The following is a 24,532-nucleotide window of genomic DNA, read 5'->3' on the forward strand; positions in this document are numbered from 1 at the left end:
GTGGACCCGATCGAGATTCAACCTTTCGACCGGTAAAAGCGGGCGGAACCCGTGCCGCTCCGCGACCTGGCTACGGGGGTGGCAGGTCGTCCTCCGATCGACAAGAGAGGCATATGTGGCCAGGCTGCAAGCCGAGCACCTGTACAAAGTGTTCGGCAGACGACCCGAGGACGCGGTCCGGAAACTCGAAGCCGGCGCCGACCGGGAGGATCTCCGGGCCGAAGGCACCACCGCCGCGGTGATCGACGCCTCGATCGAGGTCGACGAGGGCCAGATATTCGTCGTCATGGGCCTGTCGGGATCGGGCAAGTCCACGCTGCTGCGCACGCTCAACGGGCTGCTGGAGCCGACCTCGGGGACCGTCCGCTTCGACGGCCAGGACCTGACGTCGCTCAGTGACAAGGAGCTGCGCAAGGTCCGTTCCCAGAAGATCTCCATGGTCTTCCAGCACTTCGCGCTCTTCCCGCACCGCAGTGTGCTGGAGAACGCCGCCTACGGCCTCGAAGTGCAGGGCGTACCGCGCGCCGAGCGCATCGCGCGCGCCACCGAAGCGCTCGAACTCACCGGGCTCAAGGGCTGGGAGAAGTCCTGGCCCGACGAGCTGTCCGGCGGTATGCAGCAGCGCGTGGGCCTGGCCCGTGCGCTGGCCACCAACGCCGATCTGCTGCTGATGGACGAGTCCTTCAGCGCACTCGACCCGCTGATCCGCCGCGATATGCAGGACCAGTTGCTGGAGCTGCAGAAGTCGCTGAAGAAGACCATCGTCTTCATCACCCACGACCTGAACGAGGCCATGCGGCTCGGCGACCGGATCGCCGTGATGCGCGACGGCCGGATCGTGCAGATCGGCAGCGCCGAGGACATCCTCGTCACGCCGGCCAACGACTATGTCGCCTCCTTCACCCAGGACGTGGACCGCACCCGGGTGCTGACCGCGGGCGCGATCATGTCCGAGGTCGGGACGGTGCTCGGCGCCACGACCCCGGCGGGCAAGAAGCTCACCACCGCGGCGGAGTTCCGGGCCGCCGCGCCTGCCACGGTCGGTGTCGACACCCCGCTGGTCGAGCTGTTCACGCCCTGCTCGACCAGCAGCGTTCCGGTCGCCGTAACCGATGAGACGGGCGAACTGGTCGGTGCCGTCACGGCCGAGCGGCTGCTCGCCGTCCTCGGCGAAGCCGCGGAGCAGAGCCCGGCCCCGGACGTCCCCGTCCAGGACGCGGGCGACGGCGGGACGGCCGCGGACGCGCCCCCGGCGGACAAGACCTCCGAGCACTCGTCCGGGAACACGTCCACGGACCACGACCCCGAGGACAAGGTGAGCGCCGGTGCCTAGGATTCCGATAGGCAGTTGGGCCGACAGCCTGGTCGAATGGCTGCGGGACCATGCCGAGTGGCTCTTCCACTTCGTCACGACCGTGCTGGGCGGCTTCTACGACGGCATCCTCACGGTCCTCTCCGGCCCCACGCCGCTGCTCCTGACGGGCATCTTTGCGGTGATCGCCTGGTGGCTGCGGGGGCTGCCGGCCGCCGTGCTGACGTTCATCGGCTTCGCGCTGATCGATTCGATCGAGCAGTGGCACCAGACCATGCAGTCGCTCTCGCTGGTGCTGGTGGCCTGCATCATCACGGTCGCGGTCGCGGTACCCCTCGGCATCTGGGCGGCCCGCAACCGTGCCGTCAGCGGAGCGGTGCGTCCGGTGCTGGACCTGATGCAGACGATGCCGGCGATGGTCTACCTGATCCCCGGCATCCTCTTCTTCGGCCTGGGCGCGGTCCCCGGCATCGTGTCGACCATCGTCTTCTCCATGCCGCCCGCGGTCCGCATGACCGAACTGGGCATCCGGCAGGTCGACGGTGAACTGGTCGAGGCCGCCGATGCGTTCGGTACCCATCCGCGGCGCACGCTCTTCCGCGTGCAGCTGCCGCTCGCGCTGCCGACGATCATGGCCGGTATCAACCAGGTCATCATGCTGGCGCTGTCCATGGTCGTCATCGCCGGCATGGTCGGCGGCGCCGGCCTCGGCGGCACCGTCTACCTCTCGCTCAGCTCGGTCGATGTGAAGCTGGGTGCGGAGGGCGGTCTCGCGGTCGTCATCCTCGCGGTGTACCTGGACCGGATGACCAGCGCGCTCAACCAGCGGGTCTCCCCGCTCGGCCGGCGCGCGCTGGCGAAGGCACAGGCCGCGCTCGGCGGTCTGAAGTTCCTCCACTGGAAGCCGGCGACCTCCGTGGCGACGGTCGCCGTGGTCGTGCTCGCGCTGGTCGCCGGCGGGATGAGCGTCTTCGGCAAGGACAGCGGCAGCGGCACGGGGGGCACCGACGGCAACGGCCGGCCGGTCAGCCTCGGCTACGTCAACTGGGACGAGGGCAAGGCCACGACCTTCCTGTGGAAGGAGATCCTCGAACAGCGCGGCTACAAGCCCAGGGCCCAGGCCCTGGACGCCGGCCCGCTCTTCACCGGCCAGGCCCGTGGTGACATCGATGTGCAGACCAACGCCTGGCTGCCGACGACCCACGCGGAGTACTGGAAGAAGTACAAGGACAAGCTCGAGGACCTGGGCGCCTGGTACGACAAGACCTCCCTGGAGATCGCGGTCCCGTCCTACATGAAGGACGTCAAGACCCTCGACGATCTCAAGGGCAAGGGCGGCACCTTCGGCGGCAAGATCGTCGGGATCGAGCCGGGCGCGGGCGAGATGAAGATCCTCAAGGACAAGGTCCTCAAGGATTACGGCCTGGGCGGTGAGTACAAGGTCGTGGAGTCGAGCACCTCGTCCATGCTCACCGAGCTGGACCGCTCGATCCACGACAAGAAGCCGATCGCCGTCACGCTGTGGTCGCCGCACTGGGCCTACGACAAGTACAAGCTGACCAAGCTCAAGGACCCCAAGGGCTCCTTCGGCTCCGGGGACAGCCTGCACATGCTGGGCCGCAAGGGCTTCTCGAAGGACGAGCCCCAGGTCGCCGGCTGGATGAAGAACTTCCACCTGGACGAGAAGCAGCTCACCAGCCTCGAAAGCGAGGTCAAGAACGCCGGTACGGGGCATGAGCAGGAGGGCGTGCGCGCCTGGCTCAAGCAGCACCCGGGCCTGGTCGACAAGCTGGCGCCGTCCGCCAAGGCCCAGTACGCCAAGGGCAAGGATGCGGGCAAGACCCCGACCATGGGCTACCCGGCGTGGGACGAGGGCATCGCCACCACCTACCTCTGGAAGAACATCCTGGAGAAGCGGGGCTACAAGCCGAAGCTCCAGAACCTCGATGTCGGCCCGATGTGGACCGGTTTGTCGACGGGGCAGATCGATGTCGAAACCGATGCCTGGCTACCGGTGGCGCAGAAGCAGTACTGGGACAAGTACAAAAAGGATCTCGTCGATGTCGGGGCCTGGTACGACAAGACCTCCCTGGAGATCGCCGTACCGTCCTACGTCAAGGGTGTGAAGACCCTGGACGATCTGCGCAAGCACAAGGACACCTTCGGCGGGAAGATCATCGGTATCGAGCCGGGCACCGGCGAGATGAAGCGCCTCAAGAGCGTGGTGTCCCCCGCGTACGGCCTGGACGGTTTCGACGTCACCGAGGCCGGGACCAGCGCCATGCTCACCGAGCTGGAGCGGGCCTACGCCAAGAAGGAGCCCATCGCGGTGGTCCTGTGGTCCCCGCACTGGGCGTACAGCAAGTACCACCTCACCAAGCTCAAGGACCCCCAGGGCACGTGGGGCGCCAACAACCAGATCAAGACGATCGGCAACAAGAGCTTCCCGGAGAAATTCCCGGAGTTCAACGGCTGGTTGAAGAACTGGAAGATGAACTCCGATGAGCTCGGCAGTCTGGAGAAGGACATTCAGGCGGCCGGCAAGGGCAACGAGAACAAGGGCGTCCAGAAGTGGATCGATGCCCATCCGGGCATCGTCGACAAGATGGCACCCGTGAAGTAGTCCTCACCGGCGCCCGCTTCACCGCGTCGAGCCCCGCCACCGGATCTTCCGGTGGCGGGGCTCGACTGTTTCCGGTCCGCGGGACGGAATGCGGTGCGCACGGATCCGGTAGTGCGTCGAGTGCGGTCCGGCCGGGGTGGGCCGGTCCGTGCGAGGCTGGCGTCATGACGATCCGCACTCCGCCGCGTCGCGTGGTCTCCCTCGTTCCCTCGCTGACGGAGGCGGTCGCCTGCACCGCGCCCGGCCTGCTGGTGGGGGCCACCGACTGGTGCAGCGAGCCGGCCGGGCTCGATGTCGTGCGCATCGGCGGCACCAAGAACCCGGACACGGAGCGGATCGCCGCCCTCGCCCCCGACCTCGTGATCGCCAACGAGGAGGAGAACCGGGAGTCGGACCTCGCTGCGCTGCGCGCCGCCGGGATCGCGGTGCTGGTCACCGAAGTACGGACCCTGCCGCAGGCGTTCCGGGAGCTGGAGCGGGTCCTCGTCCACGGCTGCGGGCTGGCCCGGCCCCGGTGGCTGGACGCCGCCGAGGCCGCCTGGCGTGAGCTGCCGGCGCGGGCGGCGGAGCGGACGGCGGTGGTGCCCGTCTGGCGGCGCCCGTGGATGGTGCTGGGCCGGGACACCTTCGCCGGCGACCTCCTGGCCCGCCTGGGCGTCCGCCATCACTACGCGGACCATGCCGACCGCTACCCCCGGGTCCCGCTCGACGGGCTTCTCGCCTGTGCCGCCGACCTCGTGGTGCTGCCCGACGAGCCGTACCGCTTCAGCGCCGAGGACGGTCCCGAGGCGTTCCCCGGCCTGCCCGCCGCGCTGGTCAGCGGCCGGTATCTGACCTGGTACGGGCCCTCCCTGGTGCGTGCTCCGGCCGAACTGGCCAAGGCCCTGGCCGCGGCCCGGTGAGGGAGCGGCGCACGACGGCCAGGGGGAGCCCTAAGCCGTGACCGGCCGGGGCGGTGCGAGCAGGCGTCCGCGGGCCAGGCCGGCGGCGGTGCGGGTGGCTGCCACCGCCACGGCGGTCACCAGGAGCGCGAACAGGCCCACCGCGAGCCAGTCGAAGGCGATCAGGCCGGTCCGCCGGGCCAGCCCCGCCGCGCCCGTGACGCAGGTCCCGAGGGGGAAGGTGAAGCCCCACCAGGTCATGGCGAATCCCATGCCGTTGCGGACGGCGCGCACCACCATCGCGATGGCGATCGCCAGCCAGAGGAGCGCAAAGCCCATGACCGGGACGCCGTAGAGCACCGCGAAGGCGCCCATGGCGTGCGCGGAGGAGGCGTCCACGACGCCCGGTGCGGCATGGGCGAGGTTGGCCACCGCGGTGGTGGACTGCCCCAGGGGGCCCAGGACGAGGAACAGCGTGGGGGTGAGCACGAGGGGGAGCGGGCCGTGGTGGATCAGCCGGGACAGCACGAGCGGCAGGACGAGCAGCGTGGCCAGCAGTGACATGCCGAACAGGGCGTAGCAGGCGAACAGCAGGGCCGCCCGCCACTGGCCGGCCGGCAGATACGGCACCAGGGCCGGGCCCAGTGCCGCCGACACCATGGGAGCGACCAGCGGCAGCAACCAGACGGGAGAGGCGCTGCCGGGCTCGATGCGGTGCCGGGTCACCATCAGGTACGGGATGCCGGCGGCGCAGGTGAGGCCGACGAGGGTGCCCAGGATCCACAGGGCGGCGTCGGCGGCCAGTGCGGCCGGTTCGCCGATGACCTCCCGGCCCACGGCGAGCGTGCCGCCGCCGACCGCCAGCAGGGCCATCGCCAGACATCCGTAGAACGGCGCGACGGCCGGGTCGAGCAGATGGCGGCGCGCCTGGTCGCCGTGGCGGGCCCAGTGCACCGCCCGCGCGGCCAGCAGGGTCAGCAGCATCAGCGCCGACAGCGCCCAGACGACCTGGTAGGCGGTGTGCAGGCCGGGGGTGGTGAGCGGCAGGACCGTGCCGGCGTTGGCGACGATCGCGGTGCCCATGACGGCGGCGTACCAGTTCGGCCCGAGATGGCGGACCGAGGGCGCGGCATCGGGGGTGCCGGGGCCGGGGCCGGCGTCGGGGTCGGCGCCACGGCCGTCGGGGGTGCCGGGGCGGGAAGGTGCTTGCGCGAGAGATGCCATGAGAACAGCGTCGGCGCCCGGAGCGGCCGCCACCAGGGACCTCGTGTCTATGAGGGCATAAGCTGGGGTTATGTGCAGGGGGACTTATGAGTGGTGAGGCCGGGCCCGCCGCCGTATCGCTGGCACACCGGGTCCCGGACCTCGGTGCGCTGGAGCTGCTGCTCGCCGTCGCCCGGCTCGGCAGTCTGGGGCGGGCCGCCCGCGCGCGGGGCATCTCCCAGCCCGCCGCCAGCAGCCGTATCCGCTCGATGGAGCGGCAGTTGGGAGTGGCGCTGGTCGAACGCTCGCCGCGCGGCTCCCGGTTGACGGACGCCGGGGCCCTGGTGACGGACTGGGCGCGCCGGGTGGTGGAGGCCGCCGAGGTCTTCGACGCCGGTGCGCAGGCGCTGCGGGGGCAGCGCGATTCACGGCTGCGGGTCGCGGCCAGCATGACCATCGCCGAGTATCTGCTGCCGGGGTGGCTGATCGCGCTGCGCGCGCAGCGGCCCGGGACCGCGGTATCGCTGCTTGCGGGCAATTCCGGCGCGGTGGCCGAGCGGCTGCTGGGCGGCGACGCGGACCTCGGCTTCGTGGAGGGGCTGCAGGTGCCGGCGGGGCTGGACGGGACGGTCATCGGACAGGACCGGCTGGTCGTGGTCGCCGCTCCGTCGCACCCCTGGGCCCGGCGCCGTGGGGAGCTGACCGCCGCCGAACTCGCCGCCACTCCGCTGATCCTGCGCGAGCGGGGCTCGGGGACCCGCCAGGTGCTGGATGCGGCACTCGCCGGGCACGGCGGGCTGGCCGAACCGCTCCTCGAACTCGCCTCGACCACCGCGGTGAAGGCGGCCGTGGTGAGCGAGGCGGCTCCGTCCGTCCTCAGCGAGCTGGCGGTCGGTGAGGAGCTGACCGCGCGTCGGCTGGTCGAGATTCCGGTGCGTGAGCTGCGGCTCGGCCGTGAGCTGCGGGCCGTGTGGCCCGCCGGTCAGCGGCCCGCGGGCCCGGCCCGCGAGCTGCTGGGGCTGACCCGCGGGACGCCCTGAGCGGGTCGGGTCCGCGGGCCTTCGGCGGCACGGTGCGTCCCCGTCACCCGGCGGCGGATGCCTCGCGCGCCGCCGCCACCAGGGCCTCCATCACCCGGGTGTCGTCCCCGGCCTCCGGGTGCCACTGCACCGCCAGGGTGAAGCCGTATGCGCCCGGGAGTTCCAGTGCCTCGATGGTGCCGTCCTCCGCGTAGGCGGACGGCACCAGCCCGCGGCCGATCCGGTCCACGGCCTGGTGGTGGTAGGTCGGCACGGAGACCGGCTCGGGCAGCGCCCGGCCCAGCAGCGTCCCGGGGACCGGTTCGATGTCGTGCCGGTCGAAGACCCCGGGGGCTCCGGCATGCCCGTCGAGGTGCTGGACGAGGGTGCCGCCCAGCACCACGTTCAGCAGATGGAGGCCGCGGCAGATGCCCAGCAGCGGTACGCCGCCCGCCAAGGCCGCCTCGATCAGGGCCAGTTCCCAGGCGTCCCGGTCAAGGGCGGGCGGACCGGTCCTGGGGTGCGGCTCCGCGCCGTAGCGCGCCGGCTGTACATCCGCGCCGCCGGCGATCACCAGCCCGTCCAGGCGGGCCACGGCCGCCGCGGCCGTGGCCGGATCGCCCGGCGGCAGCAGCGCGGCCAGTCCGCCCGAGCGTTGCACCAGCTTCGGATATCCGGCGGGTACCAGAGCGGCGGGCAGGGCCCACACCCCCCACCGGGCCTCTTCCTGGTACGTGCTGATGCCGATGAGGGGCTGGGACATGGGGTGCGGTCCTCCGTGGGTCGGTGGGTCGGTGGGTCGGGTGGGTGGCTGGGTGGGTGAGTGGGGGCGGTGCGGGGACGACGGGGCCGGCCGGGGAGGCCCGGCCGGCCATGCCTGCGTCCCGAGGGTGCCGGTCAGTCGCGTTCGAGCTCCGCCTCCGCTGCCGCCAGCGCCGCGAACTCCTCCTCGGGGGCCGCGGCCACCAGCCGGTGGCGGGAGTAGAAGGCGAAGTAGGCGAGCGCCACGACGTAGACGCCGAGAGCGATGAAGGCGGCTTCCTTGTCGACCAGGAACGTCGCCAGCAGCGCCGAGCAGGCCAGGACGAACGCGACGGACGAGGTCAGCATGCCGCCGGGGGTGCGGTAGGGGCGGGGCAGCCCGGGTTCGCGGCGGCGCAGCACGAGGTGCGAGAGCGCCATCAGCGCATAGGAGATGGTGGCGCCGAAGACCGCGACATTGAGCATCCGGGCGCCGTCGCCGGTGGCCGCGGCGAGCGCGAAGCCCAGCGCCCCGGGCACCAGCAGCCCGAGGTAGGGGGCCTTGCGGCGGCTGGTCAGGGAGAGGAAACGGGGCAGGTAGCCGGCCCGGGAGAGCGCGAAGAGCTGGCGGGAACCGGCGAAGATGAGGGAGAAGAAGGACGCCACCAGGCCCGCGAGCCCCGCGTAGTTGACGATGCGGCCGATGGCGGTCGGCCTGCCGTGCGGCTGCAGCGCCTGGACCAGCGGGTCGCCCACCGACTGGATCGCCGCCGAGCCGCGTGCCCCGGTGGCGGCGACAAAGGTGATCAGCGCGAGCACCAGCAGGATGCCCATCGCGGCGGCCATCGCCTTGGGCAGCGACCGGGCCGGGTCCTTGGTCTCCTCGGCCGCCAGCGGTACGCCCTCGACGCCGAGGAAGAACCACATGCCGAACGGGAAGGCCGCCCAGATCCCGAGGATGCCGAACGGCAGCCAGGAGTTGGCCCCGAACGCACCGGCCTTCACGGGGATGTCGTTGAGCGTGTCCACATGGAAGTCGGTCAGGGCGGCGATCGCGAAGACGACGATCGCGGCGACCGCTATGGCGGTGACGATCAGGCTGAAGCGCAGCGCCTCACCCACGCCCCACAGATGGATCCCGATGAAGATCGCAAAGCAGGCGAGATAGACCGGCCAGCTGGAGTGCAGACCGAACAGGCCGAGCGACTGGACGTAGTCACCGATGAAGATGGAGATCGCGGCGGGCGCCAGCACATATTCGATGAGGATGGCGGTGCCGGTCAGAAAGCCGCCCCAGGTGCCCAGGGCGCGCCGGGCGAAGCCGTAGCCGCCGCCGGCGGTCGGCAGGATCGAGGCCAGCTCCGCCAGCGCGAAGACCAGACAGGTGTACATCAGGCCCATCAGGACGGCGGCGATCGCCAGACCGCCGAAGCCGCCCTGCGCCAGACCGTTGTTCCATCCGGAGAAGTCGCCGGAGACGACATAGGCGACGCCCAGGCCGGTCAGCAGCAGGGGGCCCGCGCTGCCGCGGCGCAGCGTCCGCCGCTCCAGATAGGTGTCGTCGGACGATGCGCCGCCGCCCGGGGAGCTGCCGCCCGAGGGCGCGGTGGGCGGTGCGGTCTGCGATTCCGTGCTGTCGGCCATGAGCCGCTCCTGCCTCGCCGAGGGGATAACGAGCAAAGGTTTAGCCGCATACCTTTGCTGGCGGGTCGGCTCGGCGCAAGACCTGTACGTAAAAGAATGGTGAACGCGCGCGCACGGTCCCCGGGCGGGCGCTCAGGGTGACGGCGCGGTCAGGAATCCCCGCAGCAGCGCCGCGGTCCCGCAGCAGTGCTCGCGCATCACCTCGCGGGCACCGTCCGCATCGCCCTCCAGTACCGCCTCCACCAGCGCGGTGTGTTGGGTCTGCGAATGTTCCAGATTCCGGACGAGCAGCGGAATGCAGTCCAGGAGATCGTTCACCCGCGCCCGTACCGCCGCGTACTGCGCCGCCAGCGACGCCGACCCGGACAGCTCCGCGAGGGTCAGATGCAGCAGGGTGTCGCGCCGGCGGTAGTCGGCGAGCGGTGCGTCCTGGGTCGCGGCGAGTGCCGCGCGCAGCCGGCTGCTCTGCTGGCCGGACAGCCCGTGGGCCGCGCACAGCCCGGCCGCGCCCACCTCCAGCACCTCCCGGAAGCGCAGGGTGTCCTCGACGTCGATCTTCCCGGTCCGGCGCCGCAGCTCGGCCTCGTCCGGGTTCTCCGTACGCACCCGTACGAAGGTGCCGCCGTAGCGCCCGCGCCGGCTCTCCACCAGGCCCTCGTCCTGCAGCACCTTCAGCACCTCGCGCAGGGTGACCCGGCTGATCTGCAGCCGCTCGGCCAACTCGCGCTCGGCGGGCAGTCGTTCGCCCTGGGGCACCAGGCCGAGCCGGACGACCTGGAGTATCTGCTCCAGCGCCTCCTCGAAGCCGTTGCCCGCCCGCACCGGTCGCAGTACGGGTGCCAGCCGGTCCGCCGCACCGTCCATCGATACCCCTTCCCAATCAATGGTTCGTGTGCCTACCTTATGACCTCCGGATGCAGTGACAGGAGGCAATACCGTGGCAGACCGCACGCCCCCACTCTCCGTCGAGGAGCTCAGGGTCCTCGTCGACGCCGGGGAGATCGACACTGTCGTCCTCGCCTTCACCGATATGCAAGGCAGGCTCCAGGGCAAGCGGTTCGCGGCCCGATACTTTCTCGACACCGTCCTCGACCACGGTACGGAGGGCTGCAACTACCTCCTCGCCGTCGACGTCGACCTCAACACCGTCGAGGGCTACGCGATGTCCTCGTGGGAGCGCGGTTACGGCGACTTCGCCATGCACGGCGACCCCGGCACCCTGCGCCGCACTCCCTGGAACCCGGGCACCGCGCTGATCACCGCCGACCTCGCCTGGCACGACGGCTCGCCGGTCGTCGCCTCCCCCCGGCAGATCCTGCGCCGCCAGCTCGACCGGCTCGCCGAGCGCGGCTGGAGCGCCCACGCCGGCACCGAGCTGGAATTCATGCTCTTCAAGGACACCTACGAGGACGCCTGGTCGCGCGGCTACCGCCAGATGAACCCGGCCAACCAGTACAACGCCGACTACTCGGTCCTCGGCACCGGCCGGGTCGAGCCCGTGCTGCGCCGCATCCGCAACGAAATGGGCGCGGCCGGCATGACCGTCGAGTCCGCCAAGGGCGAGTGCAACCTCGGTCAGCACGAGATCGTGTTCGTCTACGACGAGGCGCTCACCACCTGCGACCAGCACTCCATCTACAAGACCGGTGCCAAGGAGATCGCCTCCCAGGAGGGCATGTCGCTCACCTTCATGGCGAAGTACGACGAGCGCGAGGGCAACTCCTGTCATATCCACCTCTCGCTGCAGGACGCGGACGGCCGCCCGGTGCTGGCCGACGACGACGGCCCGTACGGGATGTCGAAGACCATGCAGCACTTCCTGGCGGGCCAGGTCGCGGCGATGCGTGACTTCACGCTCCTCTACGCGCCCAACATCAACTCCTACAAGCGCTTCCGCCCCGGCTCCTTCGCGCCCACCGCCGTGGCCTGGGGCCCCGACAACCGCACCTGCGCCCTGCGGGTGGTCGGCCACGGCCGCGCCCACCGGCTGGAGAACCGCCTGCCCGGTGGCGATGTGAACCCCTACCTCGCGGTGGCCGGCATGGTCGCGGCGGGTCTGTACGGCATAGAGCACGAACTGGAACTCCCCGAGGCGACCACCGGCAACGCCTACACCGGCGATGCCGCCCATGTCCCCACGACGCTGCGCCAGGCCGCCGAGCTGTGGGAGCAGAGCCCGATCGCCCGGGCGGCGTTCGGCGACGAGGTCGTCGATCACTACCGCCACATGGCCCGCGTCGAACAGGACGCCTACGACGCCGCCGTCACGGACTGGGAGCGTTTCCGCTCCTTCGAGCGCATGTAAGGAACCGCACGTGTTGCACGAGCTGAAAATTCTCAACCCGGCGACCGAGGAGGTGGTGGCCACCGTCCCCACCACCTCTCCCGAAGAGGTCGACGCGGCGGTCCGCCGGGCCGCGGCCGCCCAGGAATCCTGGGCCGCGGTGGCACCCGGCGACCGCGCCCGCATCCTGCGCCGCTTCGCCGAGGTCGTCGACGCGCACATCGAGCCGCTCGCCGCCCTCGAACTGAAGGAGGCCGGCCACCCGCTGGGCAACGCCCGGTGGGAAGCGGGCAACGTCCGCGATCTGCTGCACTACGCGGCCGGGGGAGTGGAGCGCCTGACCGGCACCCAGATCCCGGTCGCAGGCGGCCTGAACCTCACCGTTCAGGAGCCGCTCGGCGTGGTCGCCGTCATCGCCCCCTGGAATTTCCCGATGCCGATCGCCGCCTGGGGCACCGCCCCCGCGCTCGCGGCCGGCAACGCCGTTCTCCTCAAGCCCGCCGAGACCACCCCGCTCACCGCACTCCGGCTCGCCGAACTCGCCCTGGAGGCCGGACTCCCCGAGGGCCTCTTCCAGGTCCTGCCCGGCGAGGGGCCGGTCACCGGCACCGCGCTGGTCGACCACCCCGGCGTCGCCAAGGTCGTCTTCACCGGCTCCACCACCACCGGCCGGCAGATCGCCGCCCGCTGCGCGGCGCAGACCAAGCGGCTCACCCTCGAACTCGGCGGCAAGAGCCCCAACATCGTCTTCGCCGACGCCGACCTCGAAGCCGCCGCGGCCGCCGCCCCCGGCTCCTTCCTCGACAACACCGGCCAGGACTGCTGTGCCCGTAGCCGCATCCTCGTCCAGCGGAGCGTCTACGACCGCTTCATGGAGCTGCTGGAGCCCGCCGTCAAGGCGTTCACGGTCGGCGACCCGGCCGACCCCGCCACCCGGATGGGCCCGCTGATCTCCGCCGCCCAGCGCGAGCGGGTCCGGTCCTTCGTCCCCGAGGACGCCCCGGCCGCCATCCGCGGCGAGGCGCCCGCCGGCAAGGGTTTCTGGTACCCGGCCACCGTCCTGGAAGGCCGCCCCGAGGACCGTACGGCCGTCGAGGAGATCTTCGGCCCGGTCGCCGTGGTCCTCCCCTTCGACGACGAGGCCCACGCCGTCCGGCTCGCCAACGCCGGCGACTACGGCCTGGCCGGCTCGCTGTGGACCCGTGACGTCGGCCGTGCCCTGCGCGTCTCGCGCGGCGTCGCGGCCGGCAACCTCTCCGTCAACTCCCACAGCGCCGTGCGCTATTGGACCCCCTTCGGCGGGTTCAAGCAGTCCGGCCTCGGCCGTGAGCTGGGCCCGGACGCACTGACCGCCTTCACCGAGACCAAGAACATCTTCATCAGCACCGAGGAGACCAAGTGACCGAGCAGACCGCAGTGTGCCGCCGCCTCGTCGGCCGTACCGCCGTGATCACCGGTGCCGGCAGCGGCATCGGCCTGGCCACCGCCCGCCGACTGGCCTCCGAAGGTGCCAACGTCGTCTGTGCCGACATCGACGAGACGGCGGGCAAGGCCGCCGCCGCCGAGGTCGGCGGCCTCTTCGTCCAGGTCGATGTGACCGACTCCGACCAGGTCGAGGCGCTCTACAAGACCGCTTTCGACACCTACGGCTCGGTCGACATCGCCTTCAACAACGCCGGGATCTCCCCGGACGACGACGACTCGATCCTCACCACCGGCCTGGACGCCTGGAAGCGCGTCCAGGAGGTCAACCTCACCTCGGTCTACCTCTGCTGCAAGCACGCGCTGCCCTACATGCGCGACCAGCGCCGCGGTTCCATCATCAACACCGCCTCCTTCGTCGCCGTGATGGGCGCCGCCACCTCGCAGATCAGCTACACCGCCTCCAAGGGCGGCGTGCTGTCCATGTCCCGCGAACTGGGCGTGCAGTTCGCCCGCGAGGGCATCCGGGTCAACGCCCTGTGCCCGGGGCCGGTCAACACCCCGCTGCTGCAGGAGCTGTTCGCCAAGGACCCGGAGCGCGCCGCGCGCCGCCTGGTGCACGTCCCCGTCGGCCGGTTCGCCGAGCCCGAGGAGATCGCCTCCGCCGTCGCCTTCCTCGCCAGCGACGACTCCTCGTTCGTCAACGCCGCCGAATTCCTGGTCGACGGCGGTATCGCGGGCGCCTACGTCACTCCCGTCTGATGCGTACCTCCCGCCCCTCGGGAACGGGCGGGAACCGAAGGTAAAGTCCGACCTCCACACCGGGACCGGCACCACCGCGTGCCGGTCCCGGCGTGCTTCCTGACCCTCACCACGGAGGACACATTGGGTACCACAGGCTCCAAGAGGTACGCCCTCGCCCTGGGACTCGCCGGGGCCGCCACCCTCTCGGCGCTCACGGCCACCGCCCCGGCCGCCGCTGCCGCCGCCGCTCCCGCCAAGGCCCCGGCACGCGCCACCTGTCCCCAGCTCTCCACGAGCATCACGTGGTACGGCCACAACCGCGCCAAGCTGCAGAAGATGATCGACGAGCGCGGGCGGTGCTCGCACCCGGACGGCCGGTTCGCGCACCGCCCGGTCGCCGCCTTCGACTGGGACAACACCGTCGTCAAGAACGACATCTCCGACGCCACCCTCGCCTGGGCGCTGCGGCACGACAAGATCCTGCAGCCCGGGAGCTGGCGGGACACCAGCCCCTGGCTGACCCCGGCCGCCGACCACGCGCTGACCAAGGCCTGCGGCACCGACGTCCCGGCCGGCCGTCCGCTGCGCACCGCCGAGAACACCGCCTGCACCGACGAGATCATGGAGATCCGCGGCGAGGCGAAGACCATGAGCGGCGCCGAGGCCTTCGCCGGCCACTGGAACCACCGCCGCACGGTTCCCGAATACGCCTGGGTGCCCCAGCTGTTCGCCGGCCTGCGTCCCGCCCAGCTCAGCTCGTACGCCAAGAAGGCCCGCGCCGAGAACCTCGCCGCACCGGTCGGCACCCAGCAGACCGTCGGCACCCACAAACTGGCCGGCTACATCCGCTACTACGACCAGCAGAAGGACCTGATCCGTACGCTGAAGGCGGCCGGCTTCGACGTCTATATCGTCTCCGCCTCCGCGGAGACCGTGGCCGAGGCCTGGTCCGGCGGCGTCGGCCTGGACGCCGCGCACACCCTCGGCGTCCGCAGCATGGTCCGGCACGGCAGGTTCACCACCGGCATCCGCGGCTGCGGCGATGTCAAGGACGGCCATGGCGAGGTCATTCCGTACATCGACGGCAAGCGCTGCTGGATCAACCAGGAGATCTTCAAGATCAAGGGCGCCAAGGCCTGGCGGCAGCAGGACCCGGAGCACCGCATCGCGCTCGGCGGCGGCGACGCCGACACCGACGTGACCTTCGTGAACGACGCCACCGGCGCGCACCTGGCCATCAACCGCAACAAGAGCGAGCTGATGTGCCGTGGCTACGACAACGCCGACGGCCGCTGGGTGGTGAACCCGATGTTCATCGACCCGCTGCCCCGCAAGTCCGGCGCCTACCCCTGCGCCACCGAGGGCCACAACAACACCGACGGCAGCTTCGGGCCGCTCCGCCGCCCCGACGGGAGCGTGGTGCCCGACCAGCAGGACCGCATGCACGGCTGACGCGCACCGGCCGCACCCCCCCGGGGTCCGTCCCCGGGCCCCGGCCGCGGGGCCCGGGACGGACCCCGTCCGCGAGCTTTTCCCGGACGGGCCTCCCGGACGGCCTCTTCCGCGTCACCGGCGCAGGCCGCCTACAGGAACGCGTGCCCCTCTCCCCGGTACGTCGGCACCGTCCCCACCACCCGTTCCCCGTCGATCAACTGCAGCTGATCGAACCGCTCGCACAGCTCACCGGCCTTCGCATGCCGGAACCACACCTTGTCGCCGATCCGCAGCCCGTCGGCGGCCGGACCCAGCAACGGTGTCTGTACCTCGCCGGGGCCCTCCTGCGGGTCGTAGCGCAGGCCGGCCGGCAGATACGGCACCGGCAGCCGGTCGGGACCCGCCACCCCCGACGCCGGATAGCCGCCGCCCAGCACCGTGACCACCCCGGGGCCCGGGCGGCGCACCACGGGCTGGGCGAACAGCGCCGCCGGACGCCCGCTGAACGAACGGAAGTTGTCGAACAGCCGCGGAACGTACAGCCCCGACCCGGCCGCGATCTCGGTGACCGCCGCCTCCGCCGCGGTGTGCTGCACACTGCCGGTTCCGCCGCCGTTGACGAACTCCAGGCGCGGTGCCACCGCCCGTACCGCCCGTACCGCCTCCCAGCGGCGCTGCGCCAGCTCCTTGCGTGCCGCCGCCTGCATCATCCGGATCGCCCGCGAGAACACCGGCTTACCGGCGACCTCGTCGCCCACACCTGCCACATGCCCCTCGTACGCCATCAGCCCCACCAGCCGGAAACCGGGGCGGCGCACCACCGTCCGGGCCAGCGCGGCCAGTCCGTCGGGCGTCCGCAGCGGTGAACGGCGGGCACCGACCCGCACCTTCCCGCCCAGCAACCGGTAGGAGGTGTCGAGTTCCAGGCACACCCGCACCTCCTCGCCCGCCCCGCCGGCCGGCCTCGCCGCATCGATCAGCTCCAGCTGCGCCGGGTCGTCGACCATCACCGTCACCGCGGCCGCGAGCTGCGCATCGCCGGTCAGCTCGGCGAAGCCCGCCCGGTCCACCGACGGATAGGCCAGCAGGATGTCCGTGCAGCCCGAACGCGCCAGCCACAGCGACTCGGCGAGCGTGAAGCTCATGATCCCTGCGAAGCCGTCCCGCGCCAGCACCCGCTCCAGCAGCGCCCGGCAGCGCACCGATTTGCTCGCCACCCGGATCGGCTTCCCCTTCGAGCGGCGCACCAGATCGGCGGCGTTGGCATCGAAGGCCTGCAGGTCGACGACGGCCAGCGGCGCGTCGAGATGGGCGGTGGCCCGGTCGAACGGGGTCTCTCCTGTGCCGGGGGGTCCCCCCTGTTCGAGCGGAGTCGAGAACCCGGGGGGAGAGCCGAGAGCTCGGGGAAGGCCTGTGTCGCCATACATATCTGTCTGCGGGGACATGGCCGCAGCCTGCCAGACCCTCCCCCCTACCTGAAGGGTGTGGGAGGTGTCCCCACCACTGGGTAGGGGGAGTTTGCGACAGAGCGGACATGGGTTGGAGCACCGACCGCGTCAGCGCTTACAGTGACTCGAACACCGCAACCAGCAGGTCAGCGGCGTGTTGTCCGGATACGAACCACCGTGCCCCGATTGCGGATCGGGCCCGGAGGTCAGCGGCGCAAGGGGGAGCGCGGGTGAGCACCGACGCGGAATTCGCCGATGCGCAACCCGTCCCGCCCATACCTCCGCAGCCGCCCCGGCGGCCCGCCGCGGCCGCCGCACCGGGGCCGGCCGACGACCCGCAGACGGCCGTGCTGCGCCGGGTGCCGCCCGAGCCGCCGATGCCGCCCGTGCCGCCGTCCGCGCCCGCCGCCCGGGCCGCCACCGGCCCGCACCCCGTCCCGCCCCGCCCTGCCGTCCCGCCCCGTGCGCAACCCCCCGCCGCCGGCGCGCCGCTGCCGCCCCGCCCGGACCGCGTTCCCGGCTCCCCGGTCCCCACCGGGCCGGCCACCACCGGCCCCTCGCAGCCCACCGCCTTCCGTGACACCGCAGCCTTCCACCTGGCCCGCAGCCAGGACCTGTGGACCGGCGCCGGTGAACCCGCCACCGGCCCGAGCGCCCCGCCGCGCCCCCGCCGGCCCGACTTTGCCGCCCCGCCCGCCGCGCCCGGCAGCATGCCGCCCGGGCCGGCCGCCGGGCGCCCGTCCCCGGTGCCGTGGCCCCGTACTCCCCGCCCTCACCAGGGAGTTGCGCACGGCCATGGCGCACCGGCCGCCCCCTTCCGCCGCCCCGGCGCCCGGGTGCTCACCGCCGCGGCCTGCCTGATCCTCGGTATCGGCCTCATCGGCGGTGCGGCGGCGGGGAGTTGGCTCACCGAGGATGCCTCCGGCGCCGCACCCACGGCCGAGGCCGTCTTCACCAAGGGCCGCGACGTCTGGCACGACACCCCCGTCGACACGCTCTTCCCCCGCACCGTCAAAGGCCTGGGCGCCGGCCCCGGCGGCGCCGACCGGACCTGGACCCGGACCGCCGTCGCCCCGGACACTGGCTGCACCGCCGCCTACGACCCGAAGCTCGCCGCGGCACTCGCCCCGGCGGGCTGTGTCCGGCTGGTGCGCGCCACCTATGTCGACGCCACCCGCAGCGCCGTCATCACGGTCGGTGCGCAGATCACCAAGGCCGATCCGGCCGGGATGATGGCTCTCAACACCCGCTTCAGCAGCAAGAATCTGGGCACCCGCACGGACCTGATGCCGCTGCCGTACGCGGCCAAGGGCACCGTGGCCGAGGATTTCGGGCGCGAGGGGCGGGTCAGCTGGACCGTCCGGGTGCTCACCGACATCCCGGCCGTCGTCTACGCCGTCTCCGGTTTCGCCGACGGCCGCACGTTCACCGAGCCGCAGCCCGCCGAGGCCGCGGTCCGGCCCGGTGCCACCACCGCGCCGGCCGAATCCGGTCTGGGCCACGACGCAAAGGACCTGGCGGACCGTGTCGAGGCGGACTTCCGCAAGGCGGCCGGCAGCCCGACACCGACAAGGCAGGCCTCGTGATGACGCAGTCCGTGCTGCGCGGCACCGCCCTCGCACTGGCCTCGGCGGTGCTCGCCGTCCTGCCCGCCGTCCCCGCCCGGGCCGATGCCGTCCGTGCCCAGGAGTGGGCCCTCCAGGCCGTCCACGCCCAGCAGGCCTGGCACACCACCAAGGGGGAGGGCATCACCGTCGCCGTCCTGGACACCGGTGTGGATGCCAACCACCCCGACCTGGAGGGACAGGTGCTGCCCGAGCAGGACCTGGTCGGCTTCGGTGCCGGGCCGGGAGACTCCACCTGGGCCCGGCACGGCACCGGCATGGCCAGCATCATCGCGGGTCACGGCCATGGTGCGGGCGGCCGCGACAACGGAGTGCTCGGGCTCGCCCCGGCCGCCAAGATCCTGCCGGTCCGGGTGATCCTCGAAGACGGCGACACCCAGCGTGAGCGGGCCCGCACCGAGAAGGCCGGTGCGCTCGCCGACGGCATCCGTTGGGCCGCCGACCACGGCGCCGACGTGATCAATATGTCGCTGGGCGACGACAGCGAATCCGCGCACCCCGAACCACGCGAGGACGCCGCCATCCAGTACGCCCTCGGCAAGGGCATCCCCGTCGTCGCCTCCGCGGGCAACGGCGGCGAGAAGGGCAACCACGTCTCCTATCCCGCCGCCTACCCGGGCGTCATCGCGGCCACCGCCGTCACCCACCTGGGGGGCCGGGCCCGGTTCTCCACCCGGCACTGGTACGCCACGGTCAGCGCGCCCGGCTTCGACATCGTCATGGCCGACAACGACGACGGCTACCTCTCGGGCTGGGGCACCAGCCCCGCCGCCGCGTTCGTCTCCGCAGCCGTCGCCCTGATCCGCTCCGCACACCCCGGCCTGAGCCCGGACCAGATCCGCCGGCTGCTGACCTCCACCGCCCAGGACAGCCCCGAGGGCGGCCGCGACGACGACTACGGCGCCGGCCTGATCGACCCCGCCGCCGCCCTCGACGCCGCGGCAGACCTCAAGCCCACCCCGCAGAAGCCGGCCCCGGCCGGCTACGCCACCCGCTACTTCGGCCCCGGCCCCACCGCCGACGAGGCCGAGGACACCCCCGCGGGCTGGCTGCCCTGGGCCGCCGGCGCTGCCGGCCTGGCCTTCCTCACGGCCGCCGTCGTCCTCTGGCGCCGCCGCCCCGTGCACCACTGACCGGCACCCGCCCACCGCGCGGGCACCCCACCGGACCGCACGTCAAAGGCCCCACCCCCGGCCGATACGCTCACCTCGTGCAGAAGAACATCCCGGACCCCGGTTTCTCCGACGACGACGGCTCCGCCGACCCCGCGCTCGCGGCAGCCCTGGCGGCGTACGGGTCGGACCGGGCCGCCGAGCCCCGGCTCCTGTCGGCGCTGGCCGGCGCGCGCGTCCTGGTGCCCGTGGTGGCCGTCCTCGGTGAGGTCGAGACCGGCCCCGACGGTCTGCGCCGCGAAAAGACCAGCGATATGGCCGTCCCCACCCTCCAGGCCCCCGACGGGCGCCGTGCCCTGCCCGCGTTCACCTGCATGGAGTCACTTCAGCGCTGGCGCGCCGACGCCCGTCCCGTCGCGGTACCGCTGCAGCAGGCGCTGCTCGCCGCCTCCCACGAGCAGGCCGACACGGTCGTCGTCGACCTGGCGGGCCCGGTCACCTACCAGCTCACCGGACCGGCCCTGCGCGCCCTGGCCGAGGGCCGGACGAGCGCCGACCCGCTCGCCGACCCGGCCGTCACCGACGCCCTGCGCGCCCTGCTCGACGCCGAGCCCGGGGTGCTCGTCGCCCGTCTCGCCCCGTCCGGCGAAACCGACGGCACCCTCGCCCTCGGCCTCGCCCCCGATGCCCCGGCCGCCGAGGTCGCCCAGCGGCTGGCCCGGGCGCTGGCCGCCGACGAGATCCTGCGCGCCCGGCTCGTGAAGGGCCTGGACCTGGCCCTCCTGCCGCCCGGCGCCACGACGGCCGGAGAGCCGCTCTACCGGCGCTGACCCACCACCGCCGGGGCCCGGGTGCGAGGACCGGGCCCCGGTCCGCCGACGGGCGGGTTCGTCTCCAGGGCCGCACAATGCGAGGAGAGCTCAAGATCCACGCGAGGAGAGCCCCCATGGAGAAAACGGAGATCTCGAAGGTACTGACCCGCACGGTCGTATCCGAGTTCCTCGGCACGCTGCTCCTGGTGTTCTTCGCCGTCGGCTCGGCCGTGCTGGCGGGCGAATACATCGGCACCTTCGGCATCGCCCTGGCCTTCGGCTTCACCATGGTGGCGCTTGCCTACGCCCTCGGCCCGATCTCGGGCTGCCATCTCAACCCCGCGGTGACGCTGGGCATGCTGCTGGCCCGCAGGCTCACGCTGCGGACGGCCGCCGAATACTGGATCGCCCAGGTGGTCGGCGCCATCGTCGGCTCGGCGCTGCTCTTCCTGGTGGCCCGGCAGGTCCCGGGGCTGCAGACCCATGCGTCCTTCGGCACGAACGGCTGGGGCGACCGCTCGGCGGTGCACCTCAACCTCGGCGGTGCGTTCGTCGCCGAGATGGTGATGACCTTCCTGCTGGTCTATGTGTGGCTGTCGGTCACCCACAAGGTGGCCGTGATCGGGTTCAACGGCATGGCGATCGGCCTGGCCCTGGCCACCGTCCACCTCATCGGCATCCCCTTGGACGGCACCTCCGTGAACCCGGCGCGCTCCATCGGCCCGGCGCTGTTCGCGGGCGGCGCGGCCATCACCCAGCTGTGGCTGTTCATCATCGCGCCACTGATCGGCGGAGCCATCGCGGCGGTGGTGCACCAGATCACCCACCCGCCGCACGAGCCGGTCCTCGTCGCCGACGACGCGGTGCCGCACGAACGCACCACGGAATCCGACTGACCGGCACACCGCCGCACGCCCGGCACACCGCGAGCCCCGGCCCTTCCCGGGCCGGGGCTCGTCGTCGGGGTATCTCCGTGCTGCGGCTCAGCCGTAGACCGGGCCGGTGAACTTCTCCCCGGGACCCTGGCCCGGCTCGTCCGGCACGACCGAGGCCTCGCGGAACGCCAGCTGCAGCGACTTCAGACCGTCCCGCAGCGGCGCCGCGTGGTACGAACCGATCTCGGTGGCGCTGGCGGTGACCAGCCCGGCCAGCGCCTGGATGAGCTTGCGCGCCTCGTCCAGGTCCTTGTGCGCCGCGCCCTCCTCGGCGAGCCCGAGATTGACCGCCGCCGAGCTCATCAGATGCACCGCGACCGTGGTGATCACCTCGACCGCCGGCACCTCGGCGATGTCACGGGTCATGGAGTCGAAGTCAGGGTTCGCCGCGTTCGGTGCGTCGGGCTGCTGCGGTGTCTGGTCGCTCATGTCTTGGGGCTTCTTCCTGCTGAGGGGTCGGCTCCAGCCTATGGGCAGGGGGCCCGGGCCCCGCGTCCGGGAGTGTCCTCCTGGACGCGGGCAGCGGCCGCGCCGGAACCGGAGTGGGTGCCACCCTCTTGACTCGTGTATTCTGGTGTTCCGACCGGCCGGACACGCATGTGACCGGCCCACAAGTGGAGGCTCCGATCTCCCACCCGGCCGACCTCAGGTTGGCGGGTCAACGGTCCGGCTGCGCCCCGCGGAGACTTCGCGACGGTGCTCCAGATCTATGTGGAGCCCCGCCTGTGTCCCGTCCGGGGCATTTTTCATGTACCTGCGCGGTTGGTCACACCGAAAAGACGTTACGCGGCAGTCCGCCAGGCCGTCGCGTGGTGCTACCGAGGAGGATCCATCAGCGCCGAGCCCCGCATCAACGACCGGATTCGCGTTCCCGAAGTGCGACTTGTCGGTCCCAGCGGCGAGCAGGTCGGGATTGTTCCGCTTGCCAAGGCCCTTGAGCTTGCTCAGGAGTACGACCTCGACCTGGTCGAGGTGGCGGCGAACGCTCGCCCGCCCGTCTGCAAGCTCATGGACTACGGGAAGTTCAAGTACGAGTCGGCCATGAAGGCCCGTGAGGCGCGCAAGAACCAGGCGCACACGGTCATCAAGGAGATGAAGCTCCGGCCGAAGATCGACCCGCACGACTACGACACCAAAAAGGGTCACGTCGTCCGGTTCCTCAAGCAGGGTGACAAGGTCAAGATCACGATCATGTTCCGTGGTCGCGAGCAGTCCCGCCCCGAGCTGGGCTTCCGGCTGCTGCAGCGGCTCGCGTCCGACGTGGAGGACCTCGGCTTCATCGAGTCGAATCCGAAGCAGGACGGCCGAAACATGATCATGGTCCTCGGTCCGCACAAGAAGAAGACCGAGGCGATGGCCGAGGCCCGCGAGGCGCAGGCCGCCCGCAAGGCGGAGCGCCAGGGCGGAGTCGCCGCGGACCAGTCCGTGGACGAGCCCGCCGAGGAGCCCACCGAGGAGCACGCCCAGGCGTGATCCCCGAGGCGTGCGCCCCGGAGCCCGTCCGGGGCACCGCGCCGCGGACACCTAACCGATACACATGACGCTCCCGCTTGCCGGATTCCTGCCTGCGGGAGCGCCACTGACGAGGAGAGAACGGCGCATGCCGAAGAACAAGACGCACAGCGGTGCCAGCAAGCGCTTCAAGATCACCGGCTCCGGCAAGGTGCTCCGCGAGCGCGCCGGCAAGCGCCACCTGCTCGAGCACAAGTCGTCCCGCGTGACGCGTCGCCTCACCGGCAACGCCGAGATGGCCCCGGGCGACGCCGCGAAGATCAAGAAGCTTCTCGGCAAGTGAGCCGCCGCGCCCCACTGAACAGGAGGGGGCGCGCGACTCGGACCGGGACTCAATCGATTCGGGCCGTGTGACGACAACCACGGCCCCGCTACAAGGAGTTAACAAGTGGCACGCGTCAAGCGGGCAGTCAACGCCCACAAGAAGCGCCGGGCGATCCTCGAGCAGGCCAGCGGCTACCGTGGCCAGCGCTCCCGCCTGTACCGCAAGGCGAAGGAGCAGGTCACCCACTCCCTCGTCTACAACTACAACGACCGCAAGAAGCGCAAGGGCGACTTCCGTCAGCTGTGGATCCAGCGCATCAACGCCGCTGCCCGCGCCAACGGCATGACGTACAACCGCTTCATCCAGGGTCTGAAGGCCGCCAACATCGAGGTGGACCGCAAGATCCTGGCCGACCTCGCGGTGACGGACGCCAACGCGTTCGCCGCGCTCGTCGAGGTCGCCCAGAAGGCGCTTCCGAGCGACGTCAACGCCCCGAAGGCTGCCTGAACTTCAGCCTGACGACGTTGTGACGCGGACCCGCAGGCCCCGGCCTGCGGGTCCGCCGCTTTTCCGGACCGGCCACGTCTCGTCCGAGGACCGGCCCCCACGCACCGAACCACAGAAGCGAGCCGCCGCCCATGGGCACCCCCGAGCTGATCTCCCCGCGTTCCCCGCGTGTCACCGCCGCCAGGCGGCTGGCCCGCCGTGCCTTCCGCGGCAAGGAGCGCCGGTTCATCGCCGAGGGCCCGCAGGCCGTACGGGAGGCGATCGCGCACCGTACGGGCGGGGTGCCCACACTGACCGAGCTGTTCGCCACGGTCGAGGCCGCCGAGCGGCACACCGAGATCGTCGAGGCGGCCCGCGCGGCCGGGGTGCGGGTCCACTTCGCCGACGACAGGACGGTCGCCGACATCTCCCAGACCGTCACCCCGCAGGGCCTGCTCGGCGTCTGCGGCTTCCTCGATTCGCCGTTCGAGGAGATCCTCGCCGCCCGCCCGCAGCTGATCGCGGTCCTCGCCAACGTCCGTGACCCCGGAAACGCCGGTACGGTGCTGCGCTGCGCGGACGCCGCGGGCGCGGACGCCGTGGTGCTGACCGACGCCTCCGTGGACCTGTACAACCCCAAGTCCGTACGGGCGTCGGTGGGTTCGCTCTTCCATCTCCCGGTCGCGGTGGGCGTACCGGTCGAGCGGGTGGTGAGCGGGCTGCAGGCCGCCGGCGTACGGATCCTCGCCGCGGACGGTGCGGGCGACCGTGACCTGGACGCCGAGCTGGACACCGGCTCGATGGGCGGGCCCACCGCCTGGGTCTTCGGCAACGAGGCCTGGGGGCTGCCGGCGGAGACCCGGGCGCTGGCGGACGCGGTGGTGCGGGTCCCCATCCACGGCAGGGCCGAGAGCCTCAACCTCGCGACGGCCGCCGCGGTCTGCCTCTACGCCTCCGCCCGGGCCCAGCGCAGCCCCGGCGGATGCCGCGCGGTGTCACCCGCCTGAGGGGCGTACTCCGGAACTCCGCG

The 24,532-nt window shown here is 71.9% G+C and carries 22 protein-coding genes; 16 read left to right on the plus strand and 6 right to left on the minus strand.

All coding sequences use genetic code 11. From position 1 onward, the window contains the following. The first annotated feature begins 115 nt into the window (after positions 1-115). The 3 genes from ACF088_RS22135 (at position 116) to ACF088_RS22145 (ending at position 4,837) form a co-directional block, all read left to right on the plus strand. On the plus strand, positions 116-1,333 hold the full coding sequence (locus ACF088_RS22135; RefSeq protein WP_392377488.1) for a glycine betaine/L-proline ABC transporter ATP-binding protein: 1,218 nt from the start codon (positions 116-118) through the stop codon (positions 1,331-1,333). Beyond that, on the plus strand, positions 1,326-3,935 hold the full coding sequence (locus ACF088_RS22140) for an ABC transporter permease/substrate binding protein (protein WP_392377489.1): 2,610 nt from the start codon (positions 1,326-1,328) through the stop codon (positions 3,933-3,935). The genes ACF088_RS22135 and ACF088_RS22140 overlap by 8 nt, the downstream gene beginning before the upstream one ends. Positions 3,936-4,099: 164 nt before the next feature. After that, positions 4,100-4,837, plus strand: coding sequence for a helical backbone metal receptor (locus tag ACF088_RS22145; RefSeq protein ID WP_392377490.1), 738 nt, complete (start codon positions 4,100-4,102; stop codon positions 4,835-4,837). Positions 4,838-4,867: 30 nt separating this feature from the next. Here ACF088_RS22145 and ACF088_RS22150 read toward each other — a convergent pair whose 3' ends face one another. Continuing rightward, positions 4,868-6,040 (minus strand): TDT family transporter, encoded by a 1,173-nt coding sequence (locus ACF088_RS22150; protein WP_392377491.1) that lies wholly within the window; start codon positions 6,038-6,040, stop codon positions 4,868-4,870. A gap of 86 nt (positions 6,041-6,126) precedes the next feature. On the opposite strand from ACF088_RS22150, the gene ACF088_RS22155 reads away from it, so the two are divergent. Further along, positions 6,127-7,059 (plus strand): LysR family transcriptional regulator, encoded by a 933-nt coding sequence (locus ACF088_RS22155; protein ID WP_392377492.1) that lies wholly within the window; start codon positions 6,127-6,129, stop codon positions 7,057-7,059. Between the two features lie 43 nt (positions 7,060-7,102). Here ACF088_RS22155 and ACF088_RS22160 read toward each other — a convergent pair whose 3' ends face one another. The 3 genes from ACF088_RS22160 to ACF088_RS22170 form a co-directional block, all read right to left on the minus strand. After that, positions 7,103-7,801 (minus strand): gamma-glutamyl-gamma-aminobutyrate hydrolase family protein, encoded by a 699-nt coding sequence (locus ACF088_RS22160; RefSeq protein WP_392377493.1) that lies wholly within the window; start codon positions 7,799-7,801, stop codon positions 7,103-7,105. Between the two features lie 134 nt (positions 7,802-7,935). Next, positions 7,936-9,423, minus strand: coding sequence for an ethanolamine permease (gene eat, locus ACF088_RS22165; protein ID WP_392377494.1), 1,488 nt, complete (start codon positions 9,421-9,423; stop codon positions 7,936-7,938). Between the two features lie 132 nt (positions 9,424-9,555). Further along, positions 9,556-10,287, minus strand: a complete 732-nt coding sequence (locus ACF088_RS22170; RefSeq protein WP_392377495.1) for a FadR/GntR family transcriptional regulator — start codon at positions 10,285-10,287, stop codon at positions 9,556-9,558. Between the two features lie 73 nt (positions 10,288-10,360). Between ACF088_RS22170 and ACF088_RS22175 the strand changes: the two genes are divergently transcribed. The 4 genes from ACF088_RS22175 to ACF088_RS22190 all read left to right on the plus strand — a co-directional run bounded on the left by ACF088_RS22175 (position 10,361) and on the right by ACF088_RS22190 (position 15,325). Beyond that, positions 10,361-11,728 (plus strand): glutamine synthetase family protein, encoded by a 1,368-nt coding sequence (locus tag ACF088_RS22175; protein ID WP_392377496.1) that lies wholly within the window; start codon positions 10,361-10,363, stop codon positions 11,726-11,728. Positions 11,729-11,738: 10 nt separating this feature from the next. After that, positions 11,739-13,109: an aldehyde dehydrogenase family protein gene (locus ACF088_RS22180; protein ID WP_392377497.1), complete on the plus strand. Its 1,371-nt coding sequence runs from the start codon at positions 11,739-11,741 to the stop codon at positions 13,107-13,109. Next, positions 13,106-13,891, plus strand: coding sequence for a 3-oxoacyl-ACP reductase (locus ACF088_RS22185; protein WP_392377498.1), 786 nt, complete (start codon positions 13,106-13,108; stop codon positions 13,889-13,891). Before ACF088_RS22180 ends, ACF088_RS22185 begins: the two co-directional genes overlap by 4 nt. Before the next feature lie 123 nt (positions 13,892-14,014). After that, on the plus strand, positions 14,015-15,325 hold the full coding sequence (locus ACF088_RS22190) for a haloacid dehalogenase-like hydrolase (protein WP_392377499.1): 1,311 nt from the start codon (positions 14,015-14,017) through the stop codon (positions 15,323-15,325). 131 nt (positions 15,326-15,456) lie between these two features. Here ACF088_RS22190 and ACF088_RS22195 read toward each other — a convergent pair whose 3' ends face one another. Beyond that, positions 15,457-16,752, minus strand: a complete 1,296-nt coding sequence (locus ACF088_RS22195) for an amino acid deaminase/aldolase (RefSeq protein ID WP_392377500.1) — start codon at positions 16,750-16,752, stop codon at positions 15,457-15,459. A gap of 233 nt (positions 16,753-16,985) precedes the next feature. Between ACF088_RS22195 and ACF088_RS22200 the strand changes: the two genes are divergently transcribed. From ACF088_RS22200 to ACF088_RS22215, 4 genes are all read left to right on the plus strand, one after another. Further along, positions 16,986-18,341 carry a hypothetical protein gene (locus ACF088_RS22200; protein ID WP_392377501.1) on the plus strand — a complete coding sequence of 452 codons (1,356 nt, stop codon included), beginning with the start codon at positions 16,986-16,988 and terminating at the stop codon, positions 18,339-18,341. Continuing rightward, positions 18,341-19,513, plus strand: coding sequence for a type VII secretion-associated serine protease mycosin (gene mycP / locus ACF088_RS22205; protein ID WP_392377502.1), 1,173 nt, complete (start codon positions 18,341-18,343; stop codon positions 19,511-19,513). Before ACF088_RS22200 ends, mycP begins: the two co-directional genes overlap by 1 nt. A gap of 77 nt (positions 19,514-19,590) precedes the next feature. After that, positions 19,591-20,322 carry an SseB family protein gene (locus ACF088_RS22210; RefSeq protein ID WP_392377503.1) on the plus strand — a complete coding sequence of 244 codons (732 nt, stop codon included), beginning with the start codon at positions 19,591-19,593 and terminating at the stop codon, positions 20,320-20,322. Between the two features lie 116 nt (positions 20,323-20,438). Then, positions 20,439-21,200, plus strand: coding sequence for an MIP family channel protein (locus ACF088_RS22215; protein ID WP_392377504.1), 762 nt, complete (start codon positions 20,439-20,441; stop codon positions 21,198-21,200). An 87-nt stretch (positions 21,201-21,287) separates the two neighbouring features. Here the strand turns inward: ACF088_RS22215 and ACF088_RS22220 are convergent, their stop codons facing one another. Further along, positions 21,288-21,668 carry a DUF1844 domain-containing protein gene (locus tag ACF088_RS22220; protein ID WP_392377505.1) on the minus strand — a complete coding sequence of 127 codons (381 nt, stop codon included), beginning with the start codon at positions 21,666-21,668 and terminating at the stop codon, positions 21,288-21,290. A gap of 333 nt (positions 21,669-22,001) precedes the next feature. Between ACF088_RS22220 and infC the strand changes: the two genes are divergently transcribed. The 4 genes from infC to ACF088_RS22240 all read left to right on the plus strand — a co-directional run bounded on the left by infC (position 22,002) and on the right by ACF088_RS22240 (position 24,509). Next, positions 22,002-22,712, plus strand: a complete 711-nt coding sequence (gene infC / locus ACF088_RS22225) for a translation initiation factor IF-3 (protein ID WP_129297245.1) — start codon at positions 22,002-22,004, stop codon at positions 22,710-22,712. A gap of 127 nt (positions 22,713-22,839) precedes the next feature. After that, a complete protein-coding gene (rpmI, locus tag ACF088_RS22230) occupies positions 22,840-23,034 on the plus strand; it encodes a 50S ribosomal protein L35 (protein WP_006607578.1) in 195 nt (64 codons plus the stop codon). A 105-nt stretch (positions 23,035-23,139) separates the two neighbouring features. Further along, a complete protein-coding gene (gene rplT / locus ACF088_RS22235) occupies positions 23,140-23,523 on the plus strand; it encodes a 50S ribosomal protein L20 (RefSeq protein WP_006607577.1) in 384 nt (127 codons plus the stop codon). A 131-nt stretch (positions 23,524-23,654) separates the two neighbouring features. Continuing rightward, positions 23,655-24,509, plus strand: a complete 855-nt coding sequence (locus ACF088_RS22240) for a TrmH family RNA methyltransferase (RefSeq protein ID WP_392377506.1) — start codon at positions 23,655-23,657, stop codon at positions 24,507-24,509. The last annotated feature ends 23 nt before the right edge of the window (positions 24,510-24,532 follow it).

This window comes from Streptomyces sp. NPDC015125, assembly GCF_043080045.1.
GTDB lineage: Bacteria > Actinomycetota > Actinomycetes > Streptomycetales > Streptomycetaceae > Streptomyces.

What these genes read in the sequence shown, in the direction of transcription:
- ACF088_RS22145 (WP_392377490.1), top strand. Translation starts at nt 4,100, where the DNA reads ATGACGATCCGCACTCCGCCGCGTCGCGTGGTCTCCCTCGTTCCCTCG.
- ACF088_RS22150 (WP_392377491.1), bottom strand. Translation starts at nt 6,040, where the DNA reads ATGGCATCTCTCGCGCAAGCACCTTCCCGCCCCGGCACCCCCGACGGC.
- ACF088_RS22155 (WP_392377492.1), top strand. Translation starts at nt 6,127, where the DNA reads ATGAGTGGTGAGGCCGGGCCCGCCGCCGTATCGCTGGCACACCGGGTC.
- ACF088_RS22160 (WP_392377493.1), bottom strand. Translation starts at nt 7,801, where the DNA reads ATGTCCCAGCCCCTCATCGGCATCAGCACGTACCAGGAAGAGGCCCGG.
- eat (WP_392377494.1), bottom strand. Translation starts at nt 9,423, where the DNA reads ATGGCCGACAGCACGGAATCGCAGACCGCACCGCCCACCGCGCCCTCG.
- ACF088_RS22170 (WP_392377495.1), bottom strand. Translation starts at nt 10,287, where the DNA reads ATGGACGGTGCGGCGGACCGGCTGGCACCCGTACTGCGACCGGTGCGG.
- ACF088_RS22195 (WP_392377500.1), bottom strand. Translation starts at nt 16,752, where the DNA reads ATGTCCCCGCAGACAGATATGTATGGCGACACAGGCCTTCCCCGAGCT.
- mycP (WP_392377502.1), top strand. Translation starts at nt 18,341, where the DNA reads ATGACGCAGTCCGTGCTGCGCGGCACCGCCCTCGCACTGGCCTCGGCG.
- ACF088_RS22215 (WP_392377504.1), top strand. Translation starts at nt 20,439, where the DNA reads ATGGAGAAAACGGAGATCTCGAAGGTACTGACCCGCACGGTCGTATCC.
- ACF088_RS22220 (WP_392377505.1), bottom strand. Translation starts at nt 21,668, where the DNA reads ATGAGCGACCAGACACCGCAGCAGCCCGACGCACCGAACGCGGCGAAC.
- rpmI (WP_006607578.1), top strand. Translation starts at nt 22,840, where the DNA reads ATGCCGAAGAACAAGACGCACAGCGGTGCCAGCAAGCGCTTCAAGATC.
- ACF088_RS22240 (WP_392377506.1), top strand. Translation starts at nt 23,655, where the DNA reads ATGGGCACCCCCGAGCTGATCTCCCCGCGTTCCCCGCGTGTCACCGCC.